General features: G+C 53.3%; 21 protein-coding genes and 1 pseudogene. 7 read left to right on the top strand and 15 right to left on the bottom strand.

Annotated features, from left to right (window positions below; genetic code table 11):
* Nucleotides 1–181 (bottom strand): annotated as a pseudogene (locus FJ146_16040) (hypothetical protein).
* Between the two features lie 281 nt (nt 182–462).
* Between FJ146_16040 and FJ146_16035 the strand changes: the two are divergent.
* Nucleotides 463–1776, top strand: coding sequence for an ATP-binding protein (locus tag FJ146_16035; protein MBM4253479.1), 1314 nt, complete (start codon nt 463–465; stop codon nt 1774–1776).
* Nucleotides 1777–1794: 18 nt separating this feature from the next.
* Here FJ146_16035 and FJ146_16030 read toward each other — a convergent pair whose 3' ends face one another.
* From FJ146_16030 to FJ146_15985, 10 genes are all read right to left on the bottom strand, one after another.
* The gene (locus FJ146_16030) at nt 1795–2826 is read right to left on the bottom strand and encodes a S1 family peptidase (GenBank protein ID MBM4253478.1); all 1032 of its coding nucleotides are present in this window, start codon (nt 2824–2826) and stop codon (nt 1795–1797) included.
* 60 nt (nt 2827–2886) lie between these two features.
* Nucleotides 2887–3936, bottom strand: coding sequence for a hypothetical protein (locus FJ146_16025; GenBank protein ID MBM4253477.1), 1050 nt, complete (start codon nt 3934–3936; stop codon nt 2887–2889).
* Nucleotides 3937–4096: 160 nt separating this feature from the next.
* Nucleotides 4097–5218: a DUF4382 domain-containing protein gene (locus FJ146_16020; GenBank protein MBM4253476.1), complete on the bottom strand. Its 1122-nt coding sequence runs from the start codon at nt 5216–5218 to the stop codon at nt 4097–4099.
* 1 nt (nt 5219) lies between these two features.
* Nucleotides 5220–6116: a TIGR02147 family protein gene (locus FJ146_16015; protein ID MBM4253475.1), complete on the bottom strand. Its 897-nt coding sequence runs from the start codon at nt 6114–6116 to the stop codon at nt 5220–5222.
* A gap of 177 nt (nt 6117–6293) precedes the next feature.
* Nucleotides 6294–6956, bottom strand: a complete 663-nt coding sequence (locus FJ146_16010) for a hypothetical protein (protein ID MBM4253474.1) — start codon at nt 6954–6956, stop codon at nt 6294–6296.
* Between the two features lie 315 nt (nt 6957–7271).
* Nucleotides 7272–8825 (bottom strand): trypsin-like serine protease, encoded by a 1554-nt coding sequence (locus FJ146_16005; protein MBM4253473.1) that lies wholly within the window; start codon nt 8823–8825, stop codon nt 7272–7274.
* A 73-nt stretch (nt 8826–8898) separates the two neighbouring features.
* Nucleotides 8899–9807, bottom strand: coding sequence for an asparaginase (locus FJ146_16000; protein ID MBM4253472.1), 909 nt, complete (start codon nt 9805–9807; stop codon nt 8899–8901).
* Between the two features lie 59 nt (nt 9808–9866).
* On the bottom strand, nt 9867–11096 hold the full coding sequence (locus FJ146_15995; GenBank protein ID MBM4253471.1) for an LLM class flavin-dependent oxidoreductase: 1230 nt from the start codon (nt 11094–11096) through the stop codon (nt 9867–9869).
* Nucleotides 11097–11115: 19 nt separating this feature from the next.
* A complete protein-coding gene (gene fumC / locus FJ146_15990) occupies nt 11116–12501 on the bottom strand; it encodes a class II fumarate hydratase (protein ID MBM4253470.1) in 1386 nt (461 codons plus the stop codon).
* Nucleotides 12498–13274, bottom strand: a complete 777-nt coding sequence (locus FJ146_15985; GenBank protein ID MBM4253469.1) for a hypothetical protein — start codon at nt 13272–13274, stop codon at nt 12498–12500. Before FJ146_15985 ends, fumC begins: the two co-directional genes overlap by 4 nt.
* A gap of 146 nt (nt 13275–13420) precedes the next feature.
* Between FJ146_15985 and FJ146_15980 the strand changes: the two genes are divergently transcribed.
* Entirely contained in the window at nt 13421–14617 is a 1197-nt protein-coding gene (locus tag FJ146_15980; GenBank protein MBM4253468.1) for a PDZ domain-containing protein, read from the top strand.
* Nucleotides 14618–14673: 56 nt separating this feature from the next.
* Nucleotides 14674–15372, top strand: a complete 699-nt coding sequence (locus FJ146_15975) for an ABC transporter ATP-binding protein (GenBank protein MBM4253467.1) — start codon at nt 14674–14676, stop codon at nt 15370–15372.
* Nucleotides 15373–15397: 25 nt separating this feature from the next.
* Here FJ146_15975 and FJ146_15970 read toward each other — a convergent pair whose 3' ends face one another.
* Entirely contained in the window at nt 15398–16477 is a 1080-nt protein-coding gene (locus FJ146_15970) for a DUF459 domain-containing protein (protein ID MBM4253466.1), read from the bottom strand.
* A gap of 99 nt (nt 16478–16576) precedes the next feature.
* Here FJ146_15970 and FJ146_15965 point away from each other — a divergent pair, with 99 nt between their 5' ends.
* The gene (locus FJ146_15965) at nt 16577–18223 is read left to right on the top strand and encodes a hypothetical protein (GenBank protein ID MBM4253465.1); all 1647 of its coding nucleotides are present in this window, start codon (nt 16577–16579) and stop codon (nt 18221–18223) included.
* Between the two features lie 12 nt (nt 18224–18235).
* On the opposite strand, the gene FJ146_15960 is transcribed toward FJ146_15965, so the two are convergent.
* Complete coding sequence (locus tag FJ146_15960; GenBank protein MBM4253464.1) at nt 18236–19294, bottom strand: S1 family peptidase; 1059 nt, start codon at nt 19292–19294, stop codon at nt 18236–18238.
* Between the two features lie 207 nt (nt 19295–19501).
* The gene (rpmG, locus tag FJ146_15955) at nt 19502–19666 is read right to left on the bottom strand and encodes a 50S ribosomal protein L33 (GenBank protein ID MBM4253463.1); all 165 of its coding nucleotides are present in this window, start codon (nt 19664–19666) and stop codon (nt 19502–19504) included.
* Between the two features lie 138 nt (nt 19667–19804).
* Between rpmG and FJ146_15950 the strand changes: the two genes are divergently transcribed.
* From FJ146_15950 to FJ146_15940, 3 genes are read left to right on the top strand one after another with little or no spacing between them, the layout of a single operon-like run.
* On the top strand, nt 19805–20044 hold the full coding sequence (locus tag FJ146_15950; GenBank protein MBM4253462.1) for a TIGR02450 family Trp-rich protein: 240 nt from the start codon (nt 19805–19807) through the stop codon (nt 20042–20044).
* Complete coding sequence (locus tag FJ146_15945; GenBank protein ID MBM4253461.1) at nt 20020–20565, top strand: HEPN domain-containing protein; 546 nt, start codon at nt 20020–20022, stop codon at nt 20563–20565. Before FJ146_15950 ends, FJ146_15945 begins: the two co-directional genes overlap by 25 nt.
* The gene (locus FJ146_15940) at nt 20538–20858 is read left to right on the top strand and encodes a nucleotidyltransferase domain-containing protein (GenBank protein ID MBM4253460.1); all 321 of its coding nucleotides are present in this window, start codon (nt 20538–20540) and stop codon (nt 20856–20858) included. The genes FJ146_15945 and FJ146_15940 overlap by 28 nt, the downstream gene beginning before the upstream one ends.
* An 8-nt stretch (nt 20859–20866) precedes the next feature.
* Here FJ146_15940 and FJ146_15935 read toward each other — a convergent pair whose 3' ends face one another.
* Complete coding sequence (locus FJ146_15935) at nt 20867–21292, bottom strand: hypothetical protein (GenBank protein ID MBM4253459.1); 426 nt, start codon at nt 21290–21292, stop codon at nt 20867–20869.
* Nucleotides 21293–21389 lie beyond the last annotated feature (97 nt).

Below are 21389 nucleotides of genomic sequence, written 5' to 3'. Positions count from 1 at the left end.
AAATATTTCGACGAGCTTGGCATACCTCGACTCACATGACCTCAACTTCTCGAACCGCCTGGTGCGGACCCGCATGCCAGGTGGTGTGGCAGGGGCGCAGCTAACTGCTGCCCCCTATGCCGATCAATGAACTTGAACCGTGGCCAATATTTTTCCCGCCAATTCCATTGCTTAGAGTCATTCACGAGGTATACCTCACTGGGATATAACTCATATTACGTCATTTTATGATGCATAAATCCAGACGATATGCCTCACCAAGCTGCATGCGGAAATTCAAGGTAGCTCAAGCTAGGGTTACGCCGTAAGTACCTGAATGAATGGATTTAGGTAGATTGCGGAGAGCGGACCAGTATCGGTGTACGCTCATGCCTACGTCGGTTTACATTGCTTTTTATGTGCTAGAATATATAATATACGTTGCAAAAAGTGTGTAACGTCGACACTTAAAGGTTGTAAAAAGTGCGCCGATCGCTCATAAAGCGCTTAAATGAATGGAAAAAACTGCCCAAGCGCAAGCCTTTGCTGATTGATGGCGCCCGGCAGACCGGAAAGACCTATCTCGCGGAGAAAATTTTTGGCGCTGAGTCTTTCACCCGAGTCCATAAGTTCGACTTTCGGGAAGACCGCGCCCTACACAGATACTTCGAGGCCGGCCTCGCACCACAGCAGCTCATCAGGAATTTAGAGCTGCTTCGCGGGCGTGATATTGCCCTTGATTCGGACTTAATTTTTTTTGATGAAGTTGGCGAATGCCAAGGAGCCGTTGATTCGCTTAAGTACTTTTGCGAGAAGATGCCGCACATTTTCTTGATTGCTAGCGGCTCAAACATTGGACTTTTGGATTCGTTCCCAGTCGGTAAGGTGCAGATTGAAAACTTGTTTCCGCTGACATTCGAGGAGTTCTTGATCGCGTCAGAGGAGAACGACCTAATCAAGGCCTTCGAGCAACGCTCGCGACTTCTACCCGCACACGATCGGCTCTGGGCACATTTATTAGATTATTATTTTGTCGGCGGTATGCCGGAAGCTGTAGATCTCTGGTTTACTTCTGCAAAAAAAGGTACGGGCATCAACGAGCGTACACGAAGTGTCAGAGCGGTACATAAAAACTTGATTGAGGGTTATTACCGCGACTTCGGTAAGTATTCAGGTAAGGTCAATGCGCTTCACATTGAGGCGGTATTTAATAATATTCCTATTCAGTTAGCGCGAACCTTGGATGACTCTGTAAGGCGTTACGCTTTCAAAGATGTGATTGCGAAAAAAAATCGGTATTTAGATCTCGCCACCCCGATTGAATGGCTCTGCAAAACCAAGTTAGCGACTAAAAACTATGTGATCGACTGTCAACCACGGAGTCCACTAAAGTCGCTCATTAAGCCAAATATATTCAAACTGTTCTTCTTTGATGTCGGGCTATTAGGCAATTTACTCGAAATCTCTTACCGCGAGCAATTGGCGCAATCGATGTCCTTCAAAGGATTCATCGCCGAGAACTTTGTACAATGTGAGTTGATAGCTCAAGGTGCGACTCAAACCTATTCCTGGAGTGAGAGAAATTCAGAAATCGAATTTATTCATAAGTCCAAGGTCGGGGAACTTATCCCCATCGAAGTCAAAAGTGGTAAGCGTACCCGTGCAAAGAGCCTGGTTGTATACTGTGAAAAATACGCTCCCACGCGCACCATCAAGCTAGTCGGCTCCGCCGGTGGCAGTGACGACGGCCACATAGTATGGCCTCTTTATTTTGCAAAATTTATCGCCGACATTTGACTTGCTCAAAAAACCGCCTTAGGAACATTCACCTGACTGTTTAGGATCTACCTCAGTCTCATGCTCCGGGTAGCCCTCGGGTTTCGTCTCTGAATGAGTTGCTGGATCGGCATAGTTGATTCTAGCGCCCGCCGCCTTGGCCTTTGCCAAGAGATTCTTCGCGACTGCATTGGTTACATCAACAAAAATGCCTAGGGTGTTGGTGCCAATCTGTTGCTCAAGAGATGGCACTTCTTTGCTTGTAATACCGCGTGATACCGTACCCACAATAACGCCATTGGCGATCAACGGGCCTCCTGAGTCGCCGGGGGCGCCGCTGACTGTTTTTTCTCCGTGTTTGGCGGCCTCACCTGGCTCCCCCCAAGCAAAGGTAAACAGCAGCCCTTTGGTCGGTAAATTGCCTTCTATGGGGCCCAAGGGAGCGATCTTGTTGTAGCCCATCATCTTCTTGACTGATGTGCTGTTGTCCTTGTCGGGATAGATCGCGTGTGAGCTTCCGTAACCCACCAGTTTGACCTCGGTGCCGGCAGGGACCGAAGTGGTTGCTAGCGGCAGCCAATATTTTGCGGTGTTATCTGGGAATATTAGGACTGCTAGATCGATTTCGGGTGACTGATTGGGAGCGAGGTCGCGCCCACCACGTCCGTCTAAGCTAAGAGACGGATCAAAAAATGCCTTTAGTGGCGTGATCGCTCCTGCCGGCGCCTTGCCGTCTTTTGATAACTCCAAGCCATTGGTAGCTAGCAGTACATATTTCTCTCCTGCTGCTGGGACGCAGTGTCCGGCAGTAATTAGCGTATTATCCGAAACAAAGGTACCGCTGCAGGATAACCTCACATTTCTGGAGGCAGGATCAATGAGAACCAGCAGGTATACGGCTGGAGCGTCGAGCGCCGGCACTCCATCAACAATCTTTAAACATTTTTTAGCAGGCTTTTTATCAGCTGCTCGACGGCCAGCTTCCGGCGTTTTTGGAGACGTATTGCTTCGTTCGACGGATTTGCAGCAAACCAGCAGGCCGAATATCCCGAAAAGCAACAGGCGCTTCATCGATACGATCCTTATTTCAAAGGCCTTAACATGATAGCATACTCATGCTCGCTATCTTGTTTAAGGTGTTACCGTGACGGTCAGAGCAGCTGCGTCACCTAACGCGAAGGGCAGCTGGCTACTTCTTGGCGTGGCGGCGATGGACTTCTGTCCGGCTGAGTAGTCGCGGTAGTAAAAATCTGCCGCTTTCACAGCCCCGGCTGGGAAGCTCACGATATTCACCTGCTCCGTGCAAGATGCATCACGGTAAAATGATCCTGTGAGTGAACCCGAACTCAGCACGATCTGGAATTCCTCGCCACTGTTAGCCTTGGGTGTGCTCGCTCCGCCAGCTACGTTGGTTCCATCGGCCAGGTGAACAGCGAGTGGTTGGCACTGACCAATCTTAATGGTCTCGCCGCCAGGAGCCTTGGCAAACCGGACGGCCTGCGGCTTGGGCGGAGGTGGTGGTGGCGTGTATTTGACGCGTCCCGCTAGGGAGGCCGGGCCGATTCTCACTGCCGGATTCTCTGTTTTGAGCTTCGGTGTCGCCGTTAAATTCACCCCGTATAGCGCACCGCTCCGCATCTGCGGATCTTTAAAGTAGAGAACATCAGTTTGGGTTTTACCCTGCGGTAAATCGATGGAAGTGATCGCGTTACTACAAGTGCTGTCACGGAAGAATCCACCTGTGGCAACCGATGACTTGAGTTCGATGGTGAGATCGACGTCGAGTTTAGCTGGAATTGCTGATCCTTCAGCGACTGCGCCTGAAGTTAAGTTTAACACCAAGGCTGTGCAGGAGTCGGGCTCCAGCTCCTCGACTGTATGCCCCTGAATTAACTGGTTACCAAAGTTTAGTTTATGGGTGTAGAGCCGATCGGGTGGTACACGTGTGCACAGTAAGTTCATGGAATCAAGTTCCCTTAAACCGCCGCAACCGCCGTAGTGAGGACCGCCATAAGGCGGGGCTTGCGGAGGCCCTTTCTCACCGGGGCCTCCGGGATTCCCCGGCTTCCCCTGGCCGATGATTTGCTTCGACTCCTTTTCGATTTGGCCGCAGGCTGCGAGGCCGACCGTCAAAAGCATGGTCGCTATTGGGCAAGAGACTGACTTCGCTGAAAAATGCATCGATGTGACTCCCCACCTGGTTGTTTGCGGTGTAGGTCAGGAGTCTCGGCTCCATGGCCTACTAGGGAGCTTATCGGGCGAGACAACCACCCGGTTCATTGGTTGGGCCCACTTTCCGTATACAAGCGTATACAAGCAAGTATACGGCCGTTAATGGCCATCAGATGCCAGGGCTAGCAATGAAGCCACCTGAGCTAGCACCGCTGCCTGAGGCTCCGCTGCTTTCCGGACTTAGTAGCACGACATCCAAGCGATCTTCGTCCCGTAAGTCCACTGTGCTCTCTGATGAGTTGGGGCCGAAGTAGGCAACCACTCGGTAGAGGTCCGGCGCCAAACCATAGAAGTAGAAGTCGCGTGCCACCCTCGTTTGCACCTGGAGGGCGTCGTTGCAGTTAACGTCCGATCCAGCGATGGGAGTTGGCATAGCAGGGTAACGATAGGCCGCGTCAACATAGACCGAGCGGTTAGCATAGCGAGGGTCTCTGTACATCCTCTCAAGTGCTGCGGCTTGGGCAGCGTTGGCTGGAGCGCTGGTTGGATTTGTTTTGGGAGCGCTGATGGGGCTGGCCATTGGAGGAGCATTTGAAGAGGACGATATGGCGGTATCGGCACGCGCCGTGTACACACAGACTCTGTCTGCCACGCCGCCACTAACCGTACCACTGAGTGTGCGTAGAGCGCTTGAGCTGCCCAAGACGCCCATGGGATCAAACTCGTACACCGCTTCAGCGTCACCATAGGACGTACTGCCCGCTGCGGGCGCCTTAAAGGAACGGTCTAAGTCGATGTAGAATTCCAAGTCGGCCGTCGCATTCGCTAATACCTTGAATTCCTGGGGGATGGTGACGTACGAGCTTTGCTGTGCGTTGCTGATCTTGCCAGATTTACCGTCTGTCTTCTTGAGATTAATCGGATCGACCTCGTCGAGCTCCAAGACTATAGCCTCGTAGCTTCCTGTTGCGGCAGCGATTTCAATAATGGAATCAAGCGCAGGCCTAGCGCTGCTTTGAACGGCATTAACCTTTTTGGTTGATGGTAGTGGAACAATTTCTGAGGTCTCGACCCCAATCAAATGCACGCCTTTGACGTTGAAGTATACCTGGCTAAAACTGCTGCTCATGGGGTCAACAACGGCCAGTTTGATAGAACCCGTAGTCGTACCGCCGCCGCCCGTGCCGCTGCCGTGGGGGTTGCCGACGACGACGCCACCGCAATTGATGAGGTGCAGGGCGAGGTAAAGGCTGCTTAGCCATTTTAGGGCGTTTGTGATCCGTGACTTCATGCTAGCGCCCCTTCTTGTTGATACGGGCAATGGGAAAAACTTGGACGTTGATCTGAGCAACCTCGTCGGCATTGGTTGCTGCTTCTGACATCGCGAGTAGCTCATTTTGCAGCGCATGGATCTTGGTCTTAATGTCAGTCAGTTGATGGGACGCGATAGAGATCGTCACGCTACTGATGTCCCGATCCTCGGGTGCAGTGTCGGTTAGCGCATCGCGTGCCAGTGTCAACATCTGCTGATGGTAGCGAATGATCGCAAGACCCAGCACTTCGGGTCCGGTATTTACTACCTTCCTCGTGAGCTTGAGACGGCCTGCAGCCTCGTCGTAGGCGATATAGTCCAGCTTTTTAAGGAGGGCGAGACTATCCTTTACTCTACTGGGAGTGACGTGCGGCATCAGCTGTGATGCAATCCACTCGGGATCGTCTTTGGCATCGGGCAAATCAAGCAGAGCCAGGATGGCGCTGTGATACCACTGATTATAAAACTCAAGCTGCTGGCGCGGCAGCGCTTTGGGCAGGGCTTTGGCTTTGAGATCGACGAGGCGCTCGAAAACTTCCGGGCGCTCCGGATCACCGCTACTGCGCTGAGCTTCGACTAGTTGCAGAAAGTAGCGGCGATCCAGGTTTCGTAAACCTAGGGCGCTAGCAATCTTGACGGCAGTCTTGCGCGTCAGTGGTCGTTGCCTATGCAGCATGAGATAAGCGATATTGTTGGCGCCAAAACCAAGATCGGTCGAAAAACGTTCGTAACCGTAGCGAGCGACTGCATCTTTAATCGCGCCGTAGACAGCACCGAGATAGTCCACGGGATCCGTAAAACTGGTCGGTGCCACGGTGGCGGCGATTTTATGTAGTTCAGTCTTCGTCACCCTACGATCCCTCTCTTTGGGGTTCATAATTCTTATCGGTGGTTTTTTGCACAAACTTTAGGATTATTTGCGCCAATTTTTCGCGTACTTGGGTACAGCGTTACGTCGTTAACTTGAGGCTAATTGCAAAGTAAAAAACCTAAGCGCCACGTTGGTAGCGCGTAGGTATCCCGTGAGGATGTCTCATGGACGATGTTTTCAAATTCACTCGATCCAAAGTCCCTCTGCCCCTGGCAGTCCTTTGCACAGAGACCCCTTTACGATGTCTCCCAGAGCCGGGAGCCAGTCGCACGTTCCTGGCTTAGTCTTGTATTCATGTACCGTATAGCCTGTGCCGGTTTTAATACATGACGGTAGTCTGCCTATCGCACTGCACGCCAGGGAGCCGGGGTAGGGCCTGATCGGCTGCACCGGTTTAACTGGTATGACTGGCGCGCCAGGACGCGGATACCGCTTTGTGCCGTCTGTGCAGTAGAACTGATTGCACCTGATAAGTTTGTCATCGCTTGAGACTGAATCAGTAGGATCCCCAACACACTCCTCATTTTGCTTCACAGCTGTACCAAGAGCTAGGCCCTTTTGTTGTGTGTCGCCAGTAATTGTTACTGAACTAACGCCAGCATGTTCTTTAGCGCTACCATCATAGATGGTGGTGCCGCATGAAGGCTGTGATAGGGCGTCTGCAGCACCGGCATCAATGTCCTTGCCTGCCTTCGCCTTCTTAGTCTTCTTTTTGAACCCACCCTTGGTGAGGCTCAGACCGTCGTCAAATTTTTCTGATAAACTACCAGCGCTTTGCTCTTCGCTGGTGCCGCAACTGACAACTACAGGCGCTGCTAGAGCTAACATTAAAAGTACGTGTCTCATTGTGTCTAATCCTTGGGAGTTAGGGTTGGGGTTTCTGTGGTTTGTGTTTAGGTGCTGGGGTAACCGACTATCTGTTCATGACTTAGCTCTCAGGCGCTGACTCCGTGACCGCCCATGGCCTCGTCACTTGCAAAATACTTATCGGATTATTTTATAAAAACTTTAGGTAAAAATATTATTTAAATACATATAGTTAAAAGGTTTAAGCAAAAATTTTGAATAAAAAAATGCAAATGACTATGCATCCACGGTGGACGCCAGTAGCCATCACCGTGACCCTTAGGCCAGCGATATTTCTTGTTTAGCCTGTGCTGCTTAGAGGCCTAGCTTGATGCGGTGGTTGTAGCCGCTATGGTAGGGGATACCGCCTTCGCCGACGCGGTGATTACCGGGAATAGGTTCCCACCGGATGTTACTACCCGCCATGGTGATAAACTTATCGTCCACCCAAGGGGCGACGAATAGCTTAAACTCTAAATCTTTACTGAGCGTGCCATTGTATGTCCAGGTCTTGGTCTTGCCACTGTACTTGAGTTTTTCGCCGCGCTGCCAATTGCCAAGTAGATCGCCTTGGCCTGTGATGTAAACAGCTCGGTCGAATCCGACATCGTCAGGCACTTCAATACGCACGATCTCAGTAGGGACGGTAAAGGATAGTTCGCGCGTATCGCGATTGACGGTGAAGGATCTGCGCGCCACGTAAGCAGATCCAGCGGAACCCTGAAAGATCGCTCCTTCAAAGTGATGCTCGCCACGCTCCAGCTCGAGATCGATGGTTCCTGCGGCAGATGTTGTTAATGAATGTTGGCCAATCTGAGGTTGTGAGCGTGATTCAGCACGATCGAGGAACAGGTAGAAGTCCGTAACGGGCGGGCCTGCCTCATACTGACCGTTGGTGATTTTTAGGCGCCTAAATGCCAACGTCAGCTTTTGCAGATTATTGGGATCAAAGCAGCCGGCCACGCCGTTGACTGGGTTGATCCTACAACTCTTGCCTGATGGGCATGACTCCTCGTCGAGTTTTATTTCGTAGCAATCGTTACGGCAGATCTTCACGTTGTTGGCACTGCAGATCCCTTGATTGAAGTTGGTGTCGCAGATGGCCTTAACCGTAGGCTCGCTCGCTGCTCCCGCCTCAAGACCGAGAAATCCGAGAAAGGCATCGACGCGCGTCGCTACCCCGTAGGACGAGCAATTGGCATCGCCGCAGGAGGTGACACCGGCGAGCAGCGCCTCACCGTTAGGAGCGATTTGTAGATAAGCGCCACCAGAGTCTCCGTGGCAGGCACTCTTGCCTGGTTCCTCGAGGCGGATCTTGGTGTCACTGACAGCCGTTACTGTGAGGTCGACCTCGCGCTTGATGCCGGTGCCAGCGTCCTCCACGCGTGCCTCGGAGGGTTTCTTGGCGCGTCCGTAACCGACGGTCGTTAGCTTCTTGCCTACTATGGCGATGGGATCCAGTTTTTTCACCACACCCAGTGGTGCCAAGGGTGCTTTGGCTGCAAGTGTGAGGACGGCGATGTCGTAGTTGTTGGTATTGTGGTCGTACTTGGGATGGATTTTGAAGGATGCTACGCCCAGGTTCATCGCGGGGCTACTCTGATCAGGGTGTATGACAAAGCTAAAGTCTGAGGCTTCGCTCTCCGTCATGCAATGGGCCGCCGTGACGACGCGATCTGGGGCAATCAGTGTCCCAGTGCAGTAGCCGCCTCCCATGCGTTTTAGAAGGCCAATCTGCGGTAGGCGGCTGGTCACTTGACCGCCGATGACCTTGACGTCGGTACTTGCGCCCTTGGAGGCGGTTTTGCACGCGGGATTCATGATTACGAGCAAGAGAAACGGCAGGATCAGGCGCTTGTTCATCGGCATCCATATGGTGTTAGAGTTCTAAGTATTCTAGTCCAAAGACACGAATACTTACAGATGCTGCCATTGCCTGCGGTCACAAGTACATGATGCAGACTTGTCCGGATGGAGCCTCAGGACCTTTATACGCAATACCAAGCGGCATCAGGATATGGCTTGCAATATAGCCCATCATCCGCGGATCCCAGCCGTGCGCGATCTTGATGACAACGCCGAGGCCACGTGGGTAATCGGGGTGAACGATCGCTAGTCCGAGGAGGCCGTCAGCGCCTTCCTTGGCCAGGACCCTACCTTGACCTGCTTTCATGATGCCTGTGTCGAGGCGGCCTTGGCCACCGATGAGCTCTGGACGGTCTACCATCGCCGCCCAGATCCAATCTTGCGTGCGATGCGCGACGAGTGCAGCGAATAGAGTGGCCATCTCTTTTAGGGTCATGGCATGCGTGGGGAGTCCGCAGCCATCCACAGCCGTGCTGGACGGTGTCCATGAGGGTCCCAGTACGGCCCTTAATGCGTCGCGATATGCGTCGTGATAGGGATGGCTAGCATCAAGATAATTATCGCGGGACCAACCGCGTTGCTTGCATCCCGATAAAATCGCCGCATGTTTACCCGAGCAGGGATGGTGCCAGCGCTCAGCAGTCGTGACTTTACTGACGGAGCCAGGCATGGGAAGCGACGGAGGTGTTTGCAATAAACCTGATTCGGCACCCGGTAGCATGGATTGCGCCGCTGCAAGATGTGAGGGTTCCGCGTTATGAGAGGAGAGCGCAATGGCCTGGGCTTCGGGGCTGTAACCGCTGGCCAACTCCCGCGCAAAGACCTTCATCTGATAGGGCTTCATCAGCGAGCGACCAAACGTCGTGACGTTGCCTAAAGTGCGCACGACGCTATCGCCATGGACCCAAGCCACGGCACCGTGTACGGCCACCTCGGGGATATCTTGACGCCTTAATTCAAGCAGTTTGACCCATTGTTGCTCCATTTACCGACTCCGTCTCCGTCGCCATCGCCTTCCCTGATCCAGTATCCGACCATCGCGCGCTAGCCGAGCGCTGGGGCTACGTCTCGCATAAATCCCGTCATGGCATTGCTGATGGCCTGCTGATCATGCGTGTTGAAGTCAAACCAGAGCATCAGCCGCTCTTCTGCGCGGTAGCGTTCGCGCAGCATCGTCGTCACCTCGAAGGCATTGCCAGCGATGGCGTTGTTAACGGCATCGCGAATCTTGCGCTCGTCAAAGGTACCCTCAACAGCGCGCCAGTAGTTCTCGATGGCCTTGGCTGCGGCCTCTTTAGCTGCAATGCTTTGATCTTGCGGCGACAGATGCTCGTCCGTGTTTAAGAAGATAAGTGCCGTACGCGGCATATACGAAGGCTGCCACGGCCCACCGCCCTGGTGATAACATTGACGCATGCGTTCGTGGGTTGCCTCGATCGTCGCTGAAGGGGTGATCGATAGGTTAAAGACGCGCGTAGGCCAAAAACGATTCGCCAGCACTTGGGCCGCTGGATCGTGCGATCCGATCGTTAACTGCAAGAGCTCAAGCGGAGCATCAAAGGGAATAACGCCGACCGGTGGGAATTCCCAAAATGGTGCAAATTCTATGGCGTCGACCGTGCCCGTGGCTCCCGTATCTTCGCGGTAGGCATCGACCACGGCTTGCCACTCCTGGGTGGTGCGGAAGTCTGCTGCGGTCAATAGCTTTGGTGTGACCTCGGACGACGACACTTGGCGCTGCGTCAAGGCGCGGAGAAAAATCTCCGTCGCTTCCAGAAACACTTTGCCCTTGAGCACCGGCCAGGCAGCTGCTTCTGCACCTGTACGCGGTTTGATGCCGTAGGTCGTGTTGGCAAAGGGGAATCGACCGGCAGCAAAACCGAGCTCGAGTTTACGTTTCTCTCCTGGAGTCAAGCTGTGCAGGAGCAGAAACGTCTTGACCGCTTCGGCATGCGCCAGCGGTCCGCCGTTACACAGGATGTTGCGTATAGCCGATCCGACATTGATCCTTTTGGTGGTGGCAAACACTCTGTGAGCCAGTTGAAGGATGTCGGTGTTGACGCCAATTTCGCCGCGAAAGTGCGGTATCACGGCGCCAGGATTTTGTTTCTGCACCTCGCACGAGAGGTGTGTCTCCGCAACCCAAGCCGTCGCGTAACCCAGGGTGTCCGCAAGCTGCACTTGTTCCATAAAGTAGCGCAGCATGGTGCGCTCGTCTGGAATTACGCCGTCAACCTCGGTCTGACAGATGGCGAAAAAGGCATCAAATTGCATACAGGCTCCCAAGCCGTCCTTAGGGTCTTACCATATGTTCTGGGCGTACATACTTATCAAATTCTTCCGCAGTGATGAGGCCTAGTTTGACGGCAGCCTGCTTCAGCGTGATGTTGTCCTTGTACGCTGTTTTAGCCACTTTAGCGGCATTGTCGTAACCGATCACCGGGTTTAGAGCCGTCACTAGCATGAGCGAGTTATCGACGTGGCGTTTAATCTGTTCGACGTTAGGCTCAATGCCAGCTACACAGTTGACGTTGAAGCTATTCATAGCGTCGGCCAGTAGGCGTGTGGACTCGAGGAGATTGTGGATCATCACCGGCTTAAAGACGTTGAGTTCAAAATGGCCGTTGCTGCCAGCTACACCGATCGCGACGTCATTGCCCATAACTTGGCATGCCACCATGGTCAGAGCCTCGCACTGGGTTGGATTCACTTTGCCAGGCATGATTGAGCTACCTGGTTCGTTAGCTGGTAGAATCAGCTCGCCGATACCAGAGCGCGGCCCGCTGCCGAGTAGGCGGATGTCGTTAGCGATCTTCATGCAGGCAACGGCAAGGACGCGCAGAGCCCCGCTGGCTGCAACGATGGCATCGTGAGCTGCCAGTGCTGCGAATTTATTCGGAGCGGAGCGGAAAGGGTAGCCCGTGAGGTCGGCGATCTCTTTGGCCACTTTGGAAGCGTACTGGGGATGAGTGTTTAGTCCTGTACCCACGGCGCTACCGCCGAGGGCCAGGTCGTAAAGTCCGTCGAGGGCTTCGGTTACTTTTTTCTCGGCAAATTCAAGCTGGGCGGCGTATCCCGAGAACTCTTGGCCAAGAGTCAGCGGTGTCGCGTCCATGAGGTGCGTACGGCCGATCTTTACGATGTCAGCAAAGGCAGTGGCTTTCTTAGCTAACGCGTCTTTCAGTGCCTGCAGCTCTGGGATGAGGCGCAGCTTAAAGTCGTTGACGGCAGCTACGTGCATGTAGGTTGGGAAACTGTCGTTGGACGACTGAGACATGTTGACGTCGTCGTTAGGATGCACGGGTTTTTTAGAACCAACGACGCCACCGGCCATCTCAATGGCGCGATTTGAAATGACCTCGTTAGCATTCATGTTGCTCTGAGTGCCACTGCCCGTCTGCCAGACCACCAGAGGGAAATGATCATCTAGCTTCCCTTCGATCACCTCGTCGCAGGCCTTGACTATCAGGTCGCACTTGTCTTTGGTCAGCTTGCCGAGTTCGTGGTTCACGAGGGCAGCAGATTTTTTGACAATACCAAAAGCGCGGATCATGCCGCGCGAAAAACGATGACCGCCAATCTTGAAGTTCTGTAGGGAGCGCTGGGTCTGAGCGCCCCAGTATTTGTCGGCAGCTACTTCGATGTCGCCGATGGAATCATTTTCAATACGTGTTTTCATGCTGGTTTTGCTCCTTCGGATGGCGCAGTCCCGTTGAGGTTGCCGCTCACTAGACCGCGGTAATAAACGTAGAAAAATAATGATGGCACGACGTATAAACACGCGGACAGAAGTCCCGTGCCAGTGCTAATGGCTGCTATCAGATCGGTGTTGTGACTCGGTAAGACAGTTGCCGCAAGATCCCCGCCCAGCTCCAGGACCGTCGGCAGGGTATAGGTCAGGGCACTGTACACAACAATCCGTCCACGCCGGCCAGTGCCGAGCAGAGCGCTCTCCTGCCGCGCCTGGTAGGGCCCACGCTGACCGTTGACGATTAGCGTGTCGACAAAAACAAAACGCGACATTGCATAAGCTACAGCACCGAGAGCGACCGGTATCAGAAGGACTGGCTGATCGAAGTGTGTGACCTGCATCAGAATGTAGACCGGTAACACGGTAACCAAGAGCCAGCCCAAGAGGACAAAGCTGATGGCGATGTAAACGGTGAGCATGCGCGACCAGTAACCGGGCATGGCACGCATAGCGTCGCCCAGAGTCGCCATGCGGCCCTCGTACCAGCGTTCCGCCAACCAAACGACCACGCCATTGGTAACGGGCATGAGCGCGGCACCGAGCAGGCCGAACACCTTGTCGGCGTTATCAGCGGGCAGCCAGCCTGCAGCAACGGTGACGCCGTAAACGAAATAGAACGGGCCGTATACACACGCGATGAGTTGTACGAGCAGCAAAAAGTTATGTCTGATCAGTTGCCAAGTTTGGCCGAAAGGATTCACCTTTCCCCCTCCGCGTGGTCCGCAGGCCCTTCTCATGTCCGGGTTGATGCGGGCCAATTTAAGCATAATCAGAGGAAGCGGCCCACGAGAAACTGCGCTCGCAATTGGTGGTGGCCTCACTGGCGCGCTTGAGATAGAAGAACGGTATGAAGCGACGCCTCATGCAACCTCAATCCATAGCAGCGCTATCACTAGGCTTAGCCCTAGCGTTGGGCGGACCGTGGGGTGTGGGTCTCGGTTTGCCGGCTGCATCCGTGCCCACGTTGTTTGATGAGGCGGCGGAATTGTTGATGCCCAAAGGCGCAGACTCACGGCTGACGGCGGAGCGAGACGCACTGCGGGCTCAGCTTGGTGCCGCTCCTAATTATGCTCAGAGTCGCCTAGCACTGAGTCAGCTTCGGCGTGAGATTGGGGGGTTAGCCCTTGAGGCTCAGCTTCTCAGCAGCGAGGAACAGAAGTACTGGGTAGATGCGGCCTGCTTTGGTGGCGAGCTCGATACATACCCGGTGCGCCATATCGGGGCCTGGTTTGAACGCCGAGGGCGCCGGTGGTTCGTCCAGTCAGTATTGGCAGGTGGTCCGGCGGCTGACGCCGGTATTGTGCGCGGTGACGAGATTTTAACCGTCAATGGTCAGCCGTTTGCGCCTGTGGCCAGCTTCCGTGATGTGCAACCTGCGGCGCAGGTGCAGCTGGGCCTTAGGCGTCTGCCGTGGGAGGCGCCGCGGCAAATAAAAGTGACTGTTACCTCTAGCAGCATGGCAGAAGCCCTCAAGCGTCATCAGACCCTAGGTAGTTTTGTTCGTCAGGTGGGGGGCAGGCGTGTCATGTACGCACCGTTGCCACTGACCTGCCATCGGTCGCTGGAGACGGCCCTCGCGGCCCTCGCCGTCAAGGCGCAGGCTCAGGCAGACGCACTGGTGCTGGATTTGCGCGGGGACTTTGCTGATGGTGGTTTGACCTTTGCGGCTCCCTTTATCAGCCTGCCCACCAGCAAAGATACGGCGGCGAGCCCCTTGGGTTTGGCGCCGTTTGCTAAGAAGTTGGTGCTCCTGGTGGATGCAGGAACCCGCGGTGGGCGTGAGCAGTTAGCCGCCTTTTTGCAACAGCGTGGGCGGGCCGTTTTAGTGGGCACCACGACAGCGGGAGCGACCAGAGCCGGTCGTGCGGTGAGTCTGGGCGACGGGGGTGATGCGCTCCTCTGGCTACCACGCGGCGACGGCGGCGGCGCGCCTCTGGTGCCCGATGTAGCCGTTGAGGCGGCGCTCGTCTATGCTGCTGGCGGCGACGCGATCCTAGATCAAGGCTTAGCCCAAGCTGCGCTTACGGCCGCGCCACGTAATTGAGCCAACCATCCGATTAAAGTATCATCTAGTGGCATACTTAGCGGTGGGGTGGCGGCATGGTAGCGAGCAAGGTCGAGGATCCTATTGTGCGCGTAAGACAGGTCAGCAAATCATACGGTGGCGATCAGCGCACGCCGACCGTAACAGCTCTGTCTGACATCAATCTTGACGTGATGAAGGGGGAGTTTCTGGCTCTTTCAGGGCCGTCAGGATCAGGTAAGACGACGCTACTAAATTTGATCGGAGCTCTTGACGTGCCGACCAATGGCACGATCATGATCGAGAATTGTATGCTAGGGCAGATGAAGCGCTCCGAGCTATCGCTACTCCGGCGCAATCGTATCGGCTTTGTGTTTCAGGCCTATAATCTCATTCCAATCATGACGGCTCTGGAAAATGCCGAATTCACCCTCGCCCTCCAGCGTCGTCCTAAACACGAACGCATCGCCTTGGCGATGCAGGCCCTTAAACAGGTGGGGCTCGGTGACTTTGCTAGCCGTCTGCCGCGTGAACTCTCGGGCGGGCAGCAGCAGCGTGTAGCTATTGCCAGGGCGATCGCACCACAGCCTGCACTCATTCTAGCGGATGAGCCCACAGCTAACCTTGACTCAAAATCTGCGATCTCGCTTCTCGACATCATGCAAGATTTGAATGCACGCCTTGGCGTTACTTTTATTTTCTCAACGCATGATCCGCGTGTGATTGAGAGAGCTCGACGTATTGTGCCCATGGTAGACGGGCGCATCGTAGCTTGAGAGAAGTAGCGGCGACCTAATCAAATTAGTTGGGTCGCCACATCTGATTGAGTCTCGCATCTGCAAGGTCAGGCTTGGCGCTCATTCGGTTGACTGGTCGCACCACCTTGAGCACGTAGTTTGCCACCATCTGGCTACCCTTGTGCGTGAAGTGAATGCCGTCGCTTGAGCGCACTTTGATGTCCTGATGGTCTTGGCGGACATAGGCGGTAAACGAGCCGTCATCGTCCACCAAGGCGGGTTTCAGCGAGATAAACTGCATGCAGTCGTGTTTAGCTACGACGTTACGGACGAGAATATTGATGAGCTCAGCTTTGCGATGGAGCTTATTTTCACGCATGGGTGGTAGACCCAGCCAGTAGACTTGTTTGGCCTGGCTGCAAGCTGTTGTCATAAATTGATTCAGCCGTTCACGGTAAAGTGTTACCCAGCGTCTTGTGCCGTAAGCTACAGGTGCTCCTCGGTCGACGATGCTCTGGCCATCGTTGGTGCCCAGCATGATGAAAATCGCATCGTAGTGGTGACGCGATGCGGTATCACGCAGAGTCTTCTGCCAATCGAAAAAATCTGGCCGTGCTAGGCCCGTACCCACTTTGGTAACCAGATTTGCTTGTCCTTTAAATTCGGAGACGATGGACGTCCTGAGCGTCGGACCTACCGTGGCCATCAGTGAGTCGCCAATCAAGAGGGCGCGCGTCTCGGGTGCAATCGGAGAGATTTTTCGCTTGTGCGCTGCGAGTGACGGCCAAATCTCGTCAAGCAAATCGCGGGGCTCGAAAAGTGGATCTTTGGCGCTGGTATATTTATCTGAGAACCAAGATTCGAGTTTTTTCTCCGGCGCCAGAAGTCCGTAACGATCGAGTTTCTTGGCTTCGTGACCCGTCAAGGCGATCAGGTTTTCGGATAAATTCGAGGCTGGAAGGTGTTTAGCCCAGTGGTGAATACTCTGCATGGCGAACACTGCCACCAAAAGATAAGCGAACAGTAAGGAGTAAGCCACGGTTCCGACATGGTGACGGGGAGTTGGTTTAGGTAAACTGTCACTGATGGCTGTCGCTGAGCTGCTGCCTTCTTGGTCATGTTGGACTTTTGCTTGGTTGTTCATAGCTTTTGTTTAGTCCTGTTTCATAGTTACTCGTGCCGATGACTAACTACACGCGCATTATCGGTAACGCGTCTTAGGGACTTGAGGGTTTTTAATTAAATGCTGAAAAACTCAAAGTTAACAGGGTCTTGGGCTGTGGTTTTAGATGTGTTTTTTAACGAGGCTGCGGTGCCAGCTCATCCGAAGTGGCGGGTGCATGTGGCCAGGATGATTCAGGGGGGCCAGTCTGCCTTGCCCGTGCTTGTCGGTCTTGCGGCCTTCGTACTCATACTGACAAATGGCTGGATGTCTGACGATAGTTACATCACCTTCCGCTCGGTCGAGCAGCTCTTTGCCGGTAACGGTCCGCGCTGGAATCCCCACGAACGTGTCCAAGTCTTTACTCATCCCCTGTGGTTTGGTGGTTTGTGTCTGCTGCGGCTTCTTATGACTGATGCATGTCTCATCGCCGTGACTCTGTCGCTACTCTGTAGCGTAGCCACGGCTGTGATCCTGAAAAGGATCGCCATAAGTAGCACCATCTGGACCGTCGCGATCGGTATACTCGCTAGCTCTAAAGCAGTTATCGATTTTTCGACCTCTGGTTTAGAAAATCCTATGACCCATCTGCTCTGCGCAGGCTTTGTGCTGACCTTAATGAACTTTGTCCACGCCCTGCCGGGGGAGCGTCATCGTCAGCTCGTTAGATTGAGTTGGGTATTAGCGCTTGCGTCTACGCTAAGGCTCGATTTGGTTACTTTACTTGGCATCCCCTATCTCTGGGCCCTGGGCACTCAGGTGTGGCAAGACGGAGGTATGAGAGCAGGTCTTTTACGACGCATTCTGATGGCTGCCTGTCTCCCACTACTCTGGACTATATTCAGCCTTGTTTATTATGGATTCCCGGTTCCCAATACGGCCTATGCAAAGCTAGGCTCTGGAATACCCACGGCCGAGCTTGTGCCGCACGGTGTAGCCTATCTATTGAACTCGGTGCGACTTGATCCCATCACACTATTCACCGTGATTCTGAGTATAGGCATTTGTATAGCATCACGATGCGGTGCCTACTTGGCTGCCGCCTTTGGCATGGTGGTTAATTTGGCATACGTGATCCGTGTTGGTGGCGATTTTATGAGTGGCCGGTTTCTGACCGCAGTCATGGTGACTGCGGTAGCCCTTTTGGTATCGCGTCGATGGTCGCGATCACTGACGGTCACTGTATTTTGTGCCCTGATTGCCTATAACATCATAGCGCCCTGTGTCCCCTGGCGCACAGATGCTGGCTATATCGATAAAGAGATCGATAAGAGCGGTGTCGCTGATGAGAAGGGCTACTACTTCCAGCATTCCTCGTTATGGCAATATGTCGCAAGTAAGAGTGAGGGAACACCCTTTCCTAAAATCATTTGGGTCAGGGATGCGATTGACTTTGGTAAATCAAATTATATCGCCACTGTCATGCCGGCCATTGGTATCTTTGGCTATTACGTACGCCTAGATCAAATCGTCATTGATCCCATGGCGCTGTCAGATCCCTTGCTGGCGCGCATGCCAGTCACGGGGCGCTGGCGTATTGGACATATGTTGCGTGAGCTCCCGCTGGGGTACACAGAATCCATTGCCAATAATTCAAACCAAATTGTAGATCCCGAGTTGCATAGACTTTACGATCAGCTCATCCTGATTACGCGCGGACCGCTATTTACGTGGGGCCGATGGCAGGCTATAGCTGCACTTAATCTTGGTCTCTCGTTCGCCAAATAAACCAAATTTAAATTATTCGCAGTCGCAACTGCAGCCCTTTTGGTCTGCCACCCATCCCGCAGCCGTGTCCGTGCAGTCAGATTCGCCGCTGCTGAGCCAGCCCCAGCCATCTTTGCAAAATTTATTATCTTTGCATTTGAGGGCATCAGCCTTGCTAATCAGTACGGGCGCTTTCGGTTCTGCTGGTACGGCTGGTTTAGGATCCGACGTCGCCATAATCTTCTTGATAAACTCGCTACCCTTAGCCTGTGTCAGATTGGTGTAGATGCTCGCCAGTGGATTTTTGGCGGTGATGTGATCGTTGGTGGGCTTGTCGGTGCCGTCGGGGGTTCTGAAATCATTGGCGTGAGCAATAGCAATAATTTCTCCGGCAGCGTTGAGCAGTGGGCCTCCCGAATCACCTTGTCCTATCCCGGCCGTGATCGCACTGGCCACTTTGGTGTCGAGCCAGATCGTGCCCCCGGCATCAGCTTTGATATCTTTGATTTGATTGGTGCCGAGGTAGCGTTTTAGGTCAGGATTCGATTTTTTGTCTTGTATGACAATCTGTCCGTAGCCGACTAAAGTGACTGGGTCGGACACAGCCGCTGCCTTTTCCGCAAACTTAAGGTGCGGATAGTCCTTAAACGTCCCCTTCGGAAAAACCACGAAAGCTATGTCACTGTCATAGCTCGAAGCGACATCGGTTTTGTCGTAGCTGGGCTCTGGTATGAACTGATTACTGGCCAACTGCCGACTGCGGAATGGGTCTTTATCGCCCAGAGTTAGGTTGAAGAAGGGAAGTACCTCCGTGGCCTCCTTATCGACCAGGCAGTGGGCCGCAGTGACGATCAAGTCTTCACGCACAACGGAGGCCGTGCAGACCGAAGTACCCTGACTGCTTTTAACGAGGATCCCGATCACACCGGGGTTATGCTCGTAGTCCTTGTCGCCCCCGATGACCTTGATGTCGGATCCCATCTTGAGTCTGTCTTTCAGATAGCGACAGCCGCCGAGCCCAAAAGCCATGGTCACTACGGAAGTGGATGCTAAAAGTCTTAAGTAGTGATGACTTACACGTGATGCAAGCATGAGTCATTCCTGCCAGAGTGAGCTTAAAAGTGGCGGCCCTATCGGCATTTTATCATGAAAACTTGAGACAAAATTGCAATTCAGATTAATTGTCGAGGGGTTGGGTTGGAGGGGTAGGCGACAAAGTGCACTAAATGCAACTACAAACACCAACAGGCCGCCAAAGCAGCCTGTTCGTAGTTCAGAATCAATAAACAAGATCAGTGATTACTTGATCTTAGCTTCTTTGAAAACGACGTGTTTCTTGACCACTGGGTCAAACTTTTTGATCTCGAGCTTGTCGCGGCCCTTCTTGCGCTTGGTGGTGTAGAAGTAGCCAGTGTCAGCGGTGGACACTAGACGGATCAGCTCGCGGTTCATTTTCTTTGCCATGGGATCTTGCTCCTCAAAGACTACAGGCCCCTGATATAACGGGACAGCAGTCATAGCAGGGTTAAATGGGGTCTTGCAACAGAAACTGCTGCCAAAAACACTAGGACTGCGGCCCCTTTTTGTAGTGATATTGAGATTATGACTAAACGACGCCAGCTCCCGTCAAAAGCTTTCACCATTAATGCCCCCTGGACAGCGCTGGTCCCGGTGAGTGGCTGGCGTCATTACCGCATCAGCGCCACCATCCCGGCCTCACGTAGCGATACCAAGCTGCCCATGATTGAGATGATGGCCGTGTGTGACCGCGCCGTCAGATTTTGGCTGAGTAAACAGGAGTTGGTGGCGGATTTAAACTGGGTTACGGGGTGGCGGGATTAGGTTTTCTGGATCGATGGGATTCCGGCGTTGGGGCGCAGATCCTTGTAATTCCTGATCAGCTTGCTACCATTAAAGTATTATTATCCAAGCTTTGGAGAGGATTCAGGGTGACGACTTTAGATACAAAGAAAATCTCCGAGCTCGTTACTTATTGGGTCCATAGCGCCTCGGAAGATTTGGCTACGGCTGAGGATATCATCGCGAAGACGTCGCGCTACGTCAGCGGGCTTTTTTTTCTCCATCTTTCTCTTGAGAAGATACTGAAAGCTCTTTATGTGAAGCTTCACTCAACTCACGCTCCGTTTACCCACAACTTGTTGTCTCTACTAGAAAAGAATCAGATTCAGCCAAGTGAGTCCGATTTAAGAATTTTTTCAGAGATTAACGAGTTCAACCTAGAAGCACGGTATCCAGACGAGAAATTTCGTCTACAACAAATTGCGACGCAACAATTTACGTCGCGTTACCTGCAGGAAACCAAGAGACTCAGCTTATGGATATCCGAGAAATTAAACAGCTAGCCGTGGCTCTGAGAGCGGCTCTGCGAGATCAAAATATCCACGCCGACTGTATTGTGCTTTACGGTTCCCATGCAGAAAATCGCGCTGGAACGCATAGCGACATCGATCTTGCCGTCATTTCTCGTGATTACGGTAAAGATCGGTTTAGCGAAGGTAGTACGCTAAGTCGTATTGCCGTTCAGGTTCATCCTGACATTGAGGCAGTACCAGTGGGACTTAGAGACTATCTCGCTCCCACAACCATTTCTCCGATCCTGCACGAGATCAAGACTAAAGGGACGCCGTTGATCTAGTTTGTTGGTTATTTGATGTAGATCGCCCAGTAACCGCCCGTCAGACTTGTGTATCCACTGTTTTCAGCGCCATAGCCTTCCATACTGCCACCGTAACCGCTGAAGCCATCGCTGGTGTCCGTTCTGACACCAATGCCTGTACTGTAGCTTAGGGAGCCACCGCAACTCCGTGTGGACGCCGAAGTGTCAGCGGGGGCGAACACCGCCGAGTCCGCTACATTATCCGATGATCCGTAGTTGCGCCAAACGACACGCCAGTTTTGCGCCCAGCAGGCCAAGGCGTTGCCGCCTTTCTTCACATACGTAATCGTCGCCCGGTAACCATCGGCCGATGCCGTAATATTAGTGCTGCCGATGAGGTCACGCATACTTTCATTCGTTGGCAGGTTATACACGGCGTAATAGCCAGCAGATTCGTTATTCGTTTTGAACAAATGATCGCCGCAATCCGCCTCATTTATGGGGCGGTCTAGGCGATCTCAAGGGATTCGCGTTAGCGAATCCCGTCGCTGTTACTCTCTTACTTACCGC

This window comes from Deltaproteobacteria bacterium (assembly GCA_016874735.1).
Taxonomy (GTDB): Bacteria; Bdellovibrionota_B; Oligoflexia; order Oligoflexales; family CAIYRB01; genus CAIYRB01.
This window is presented reverse-complemented; position numbering and strand designations above follow the sequence as displayed.

Bases quoted from the DNA above. Each gene is read 5' to 3' on its own strand.
- FJ146_16030 (MBM4253478.1), bottom strand. From the start codon at position 2,826: ATGAAGCGCCTGTTGCTTTTCGGGATATTCGGCCTGCTGGTTTGCTGC.
- FJ146_15960 (MBM4253464.1), bottom strand. From the start codon at position 19,294: ATGCTTGCATCACGTGTAAGTCATCACTACTTAAGACTTTTAGCATCC.
- FJ146_15940 (MBM4253460.1), top strand. From the start codon at position 20,538: ATGGATATCCGAGAAATTAAACAGCTAGCCGTGGCTCTGAGAGCGGCT.
- FJ146_16000 (MBM4253472.1), bottom strand. From the start codon at position 9,807: ATGGAGCAACAATGGGTCAAACTGCTTGAATTAAGGCGTCAAGATATC.
- FJ146_16010 (MBM4253474.1), bottom strand. From the start codon at position 6,956: ATGAGACACGTACTTTTAATGTTAGCTCTAGCAGCGCCTGTAGTTGTC.
- FJ146_16020 (MBM4253476.1), bottom strand. From the start codon at position 5,218: ATGAAGTCACGGATCACAAACGCCCTAAAATGGCTAAGCAGCCTTTAC.
- FJ146_16015 (MBM4253475.1), bottom strand. From the start codon at position 6,116: ATGAACCCCAAAGAGAGGGATCGTAGGGTGACGAAGACTGAACTACAT.
- rpmG (MBM4253463.1), bottom strand. From the start codon at position 19,666: ATGGCAAAGAAAATGAACCGCGAGCTGATCCGTCTAGTGTCCACCGCT.
- FJ146_15965 (MBM4253465.1), top strand. From the start codon at position 16,577: ATGCTGAAAAACTCAAAGTTAACAGGGTCTTGGGCTGTGGTTTTAGAT.
- fumC (MBM4253470.1), bottom strand. From the start codon at position 12,501: ATGAAAACACGTATTGAAAATGATTCCATCGGCGACATCGAAGTAGCT.
- FJ146_15975 (MBM4253467.1), top strand. From the start codon at position 14,674: ATGGTAGCGAGCAAGGTCGAGGATCCTATTGTGCGCGTAAGACAGGTC.
- FJ146_16025 (MBM4253477.1), bottom strand. From the start codon at position 3,936: ATGCATTTTTCAGCGAAGTCAGTCTCTTGCCCAATAGCGACCATGCTT.
- FJ146_15980 (MBM4253468.1), top strand. From the start codon at position 13,421: ATGAAGCGACGCCTCATGCAACCTCAATCCATAGCAGCGCTATCACTA.
- FJ146_15950 (MBM4253462.1), top strand. From the start codon at position 19,805: ATGACTAAACGACGCCAGCTCCCGTCAAAAGCTTTCACCATTAATGCC.
- FJ146_15995 (MBM4253471.1), bottom strand. From the start codon at position 11,096: ATGCAATTTGATGCCTTTTTCGCCATCTGTCAGACCGAGGTTGACGGC.
- FJ146_15970 (MBM4253466.1), bottom strand. From the start codon at position 16,477: ATGAACAACCAAGCAAAAGTCCAACATGACCAAGAAGGCAGCAGCTCA.
- FJ146_16005 (MBM4253473.1), bottom strand. From the start codon at position 8,825: ATGCCGATGAACAAGCGCCTGATCCTGCCGTTTCTCTTGCTCGTAATC.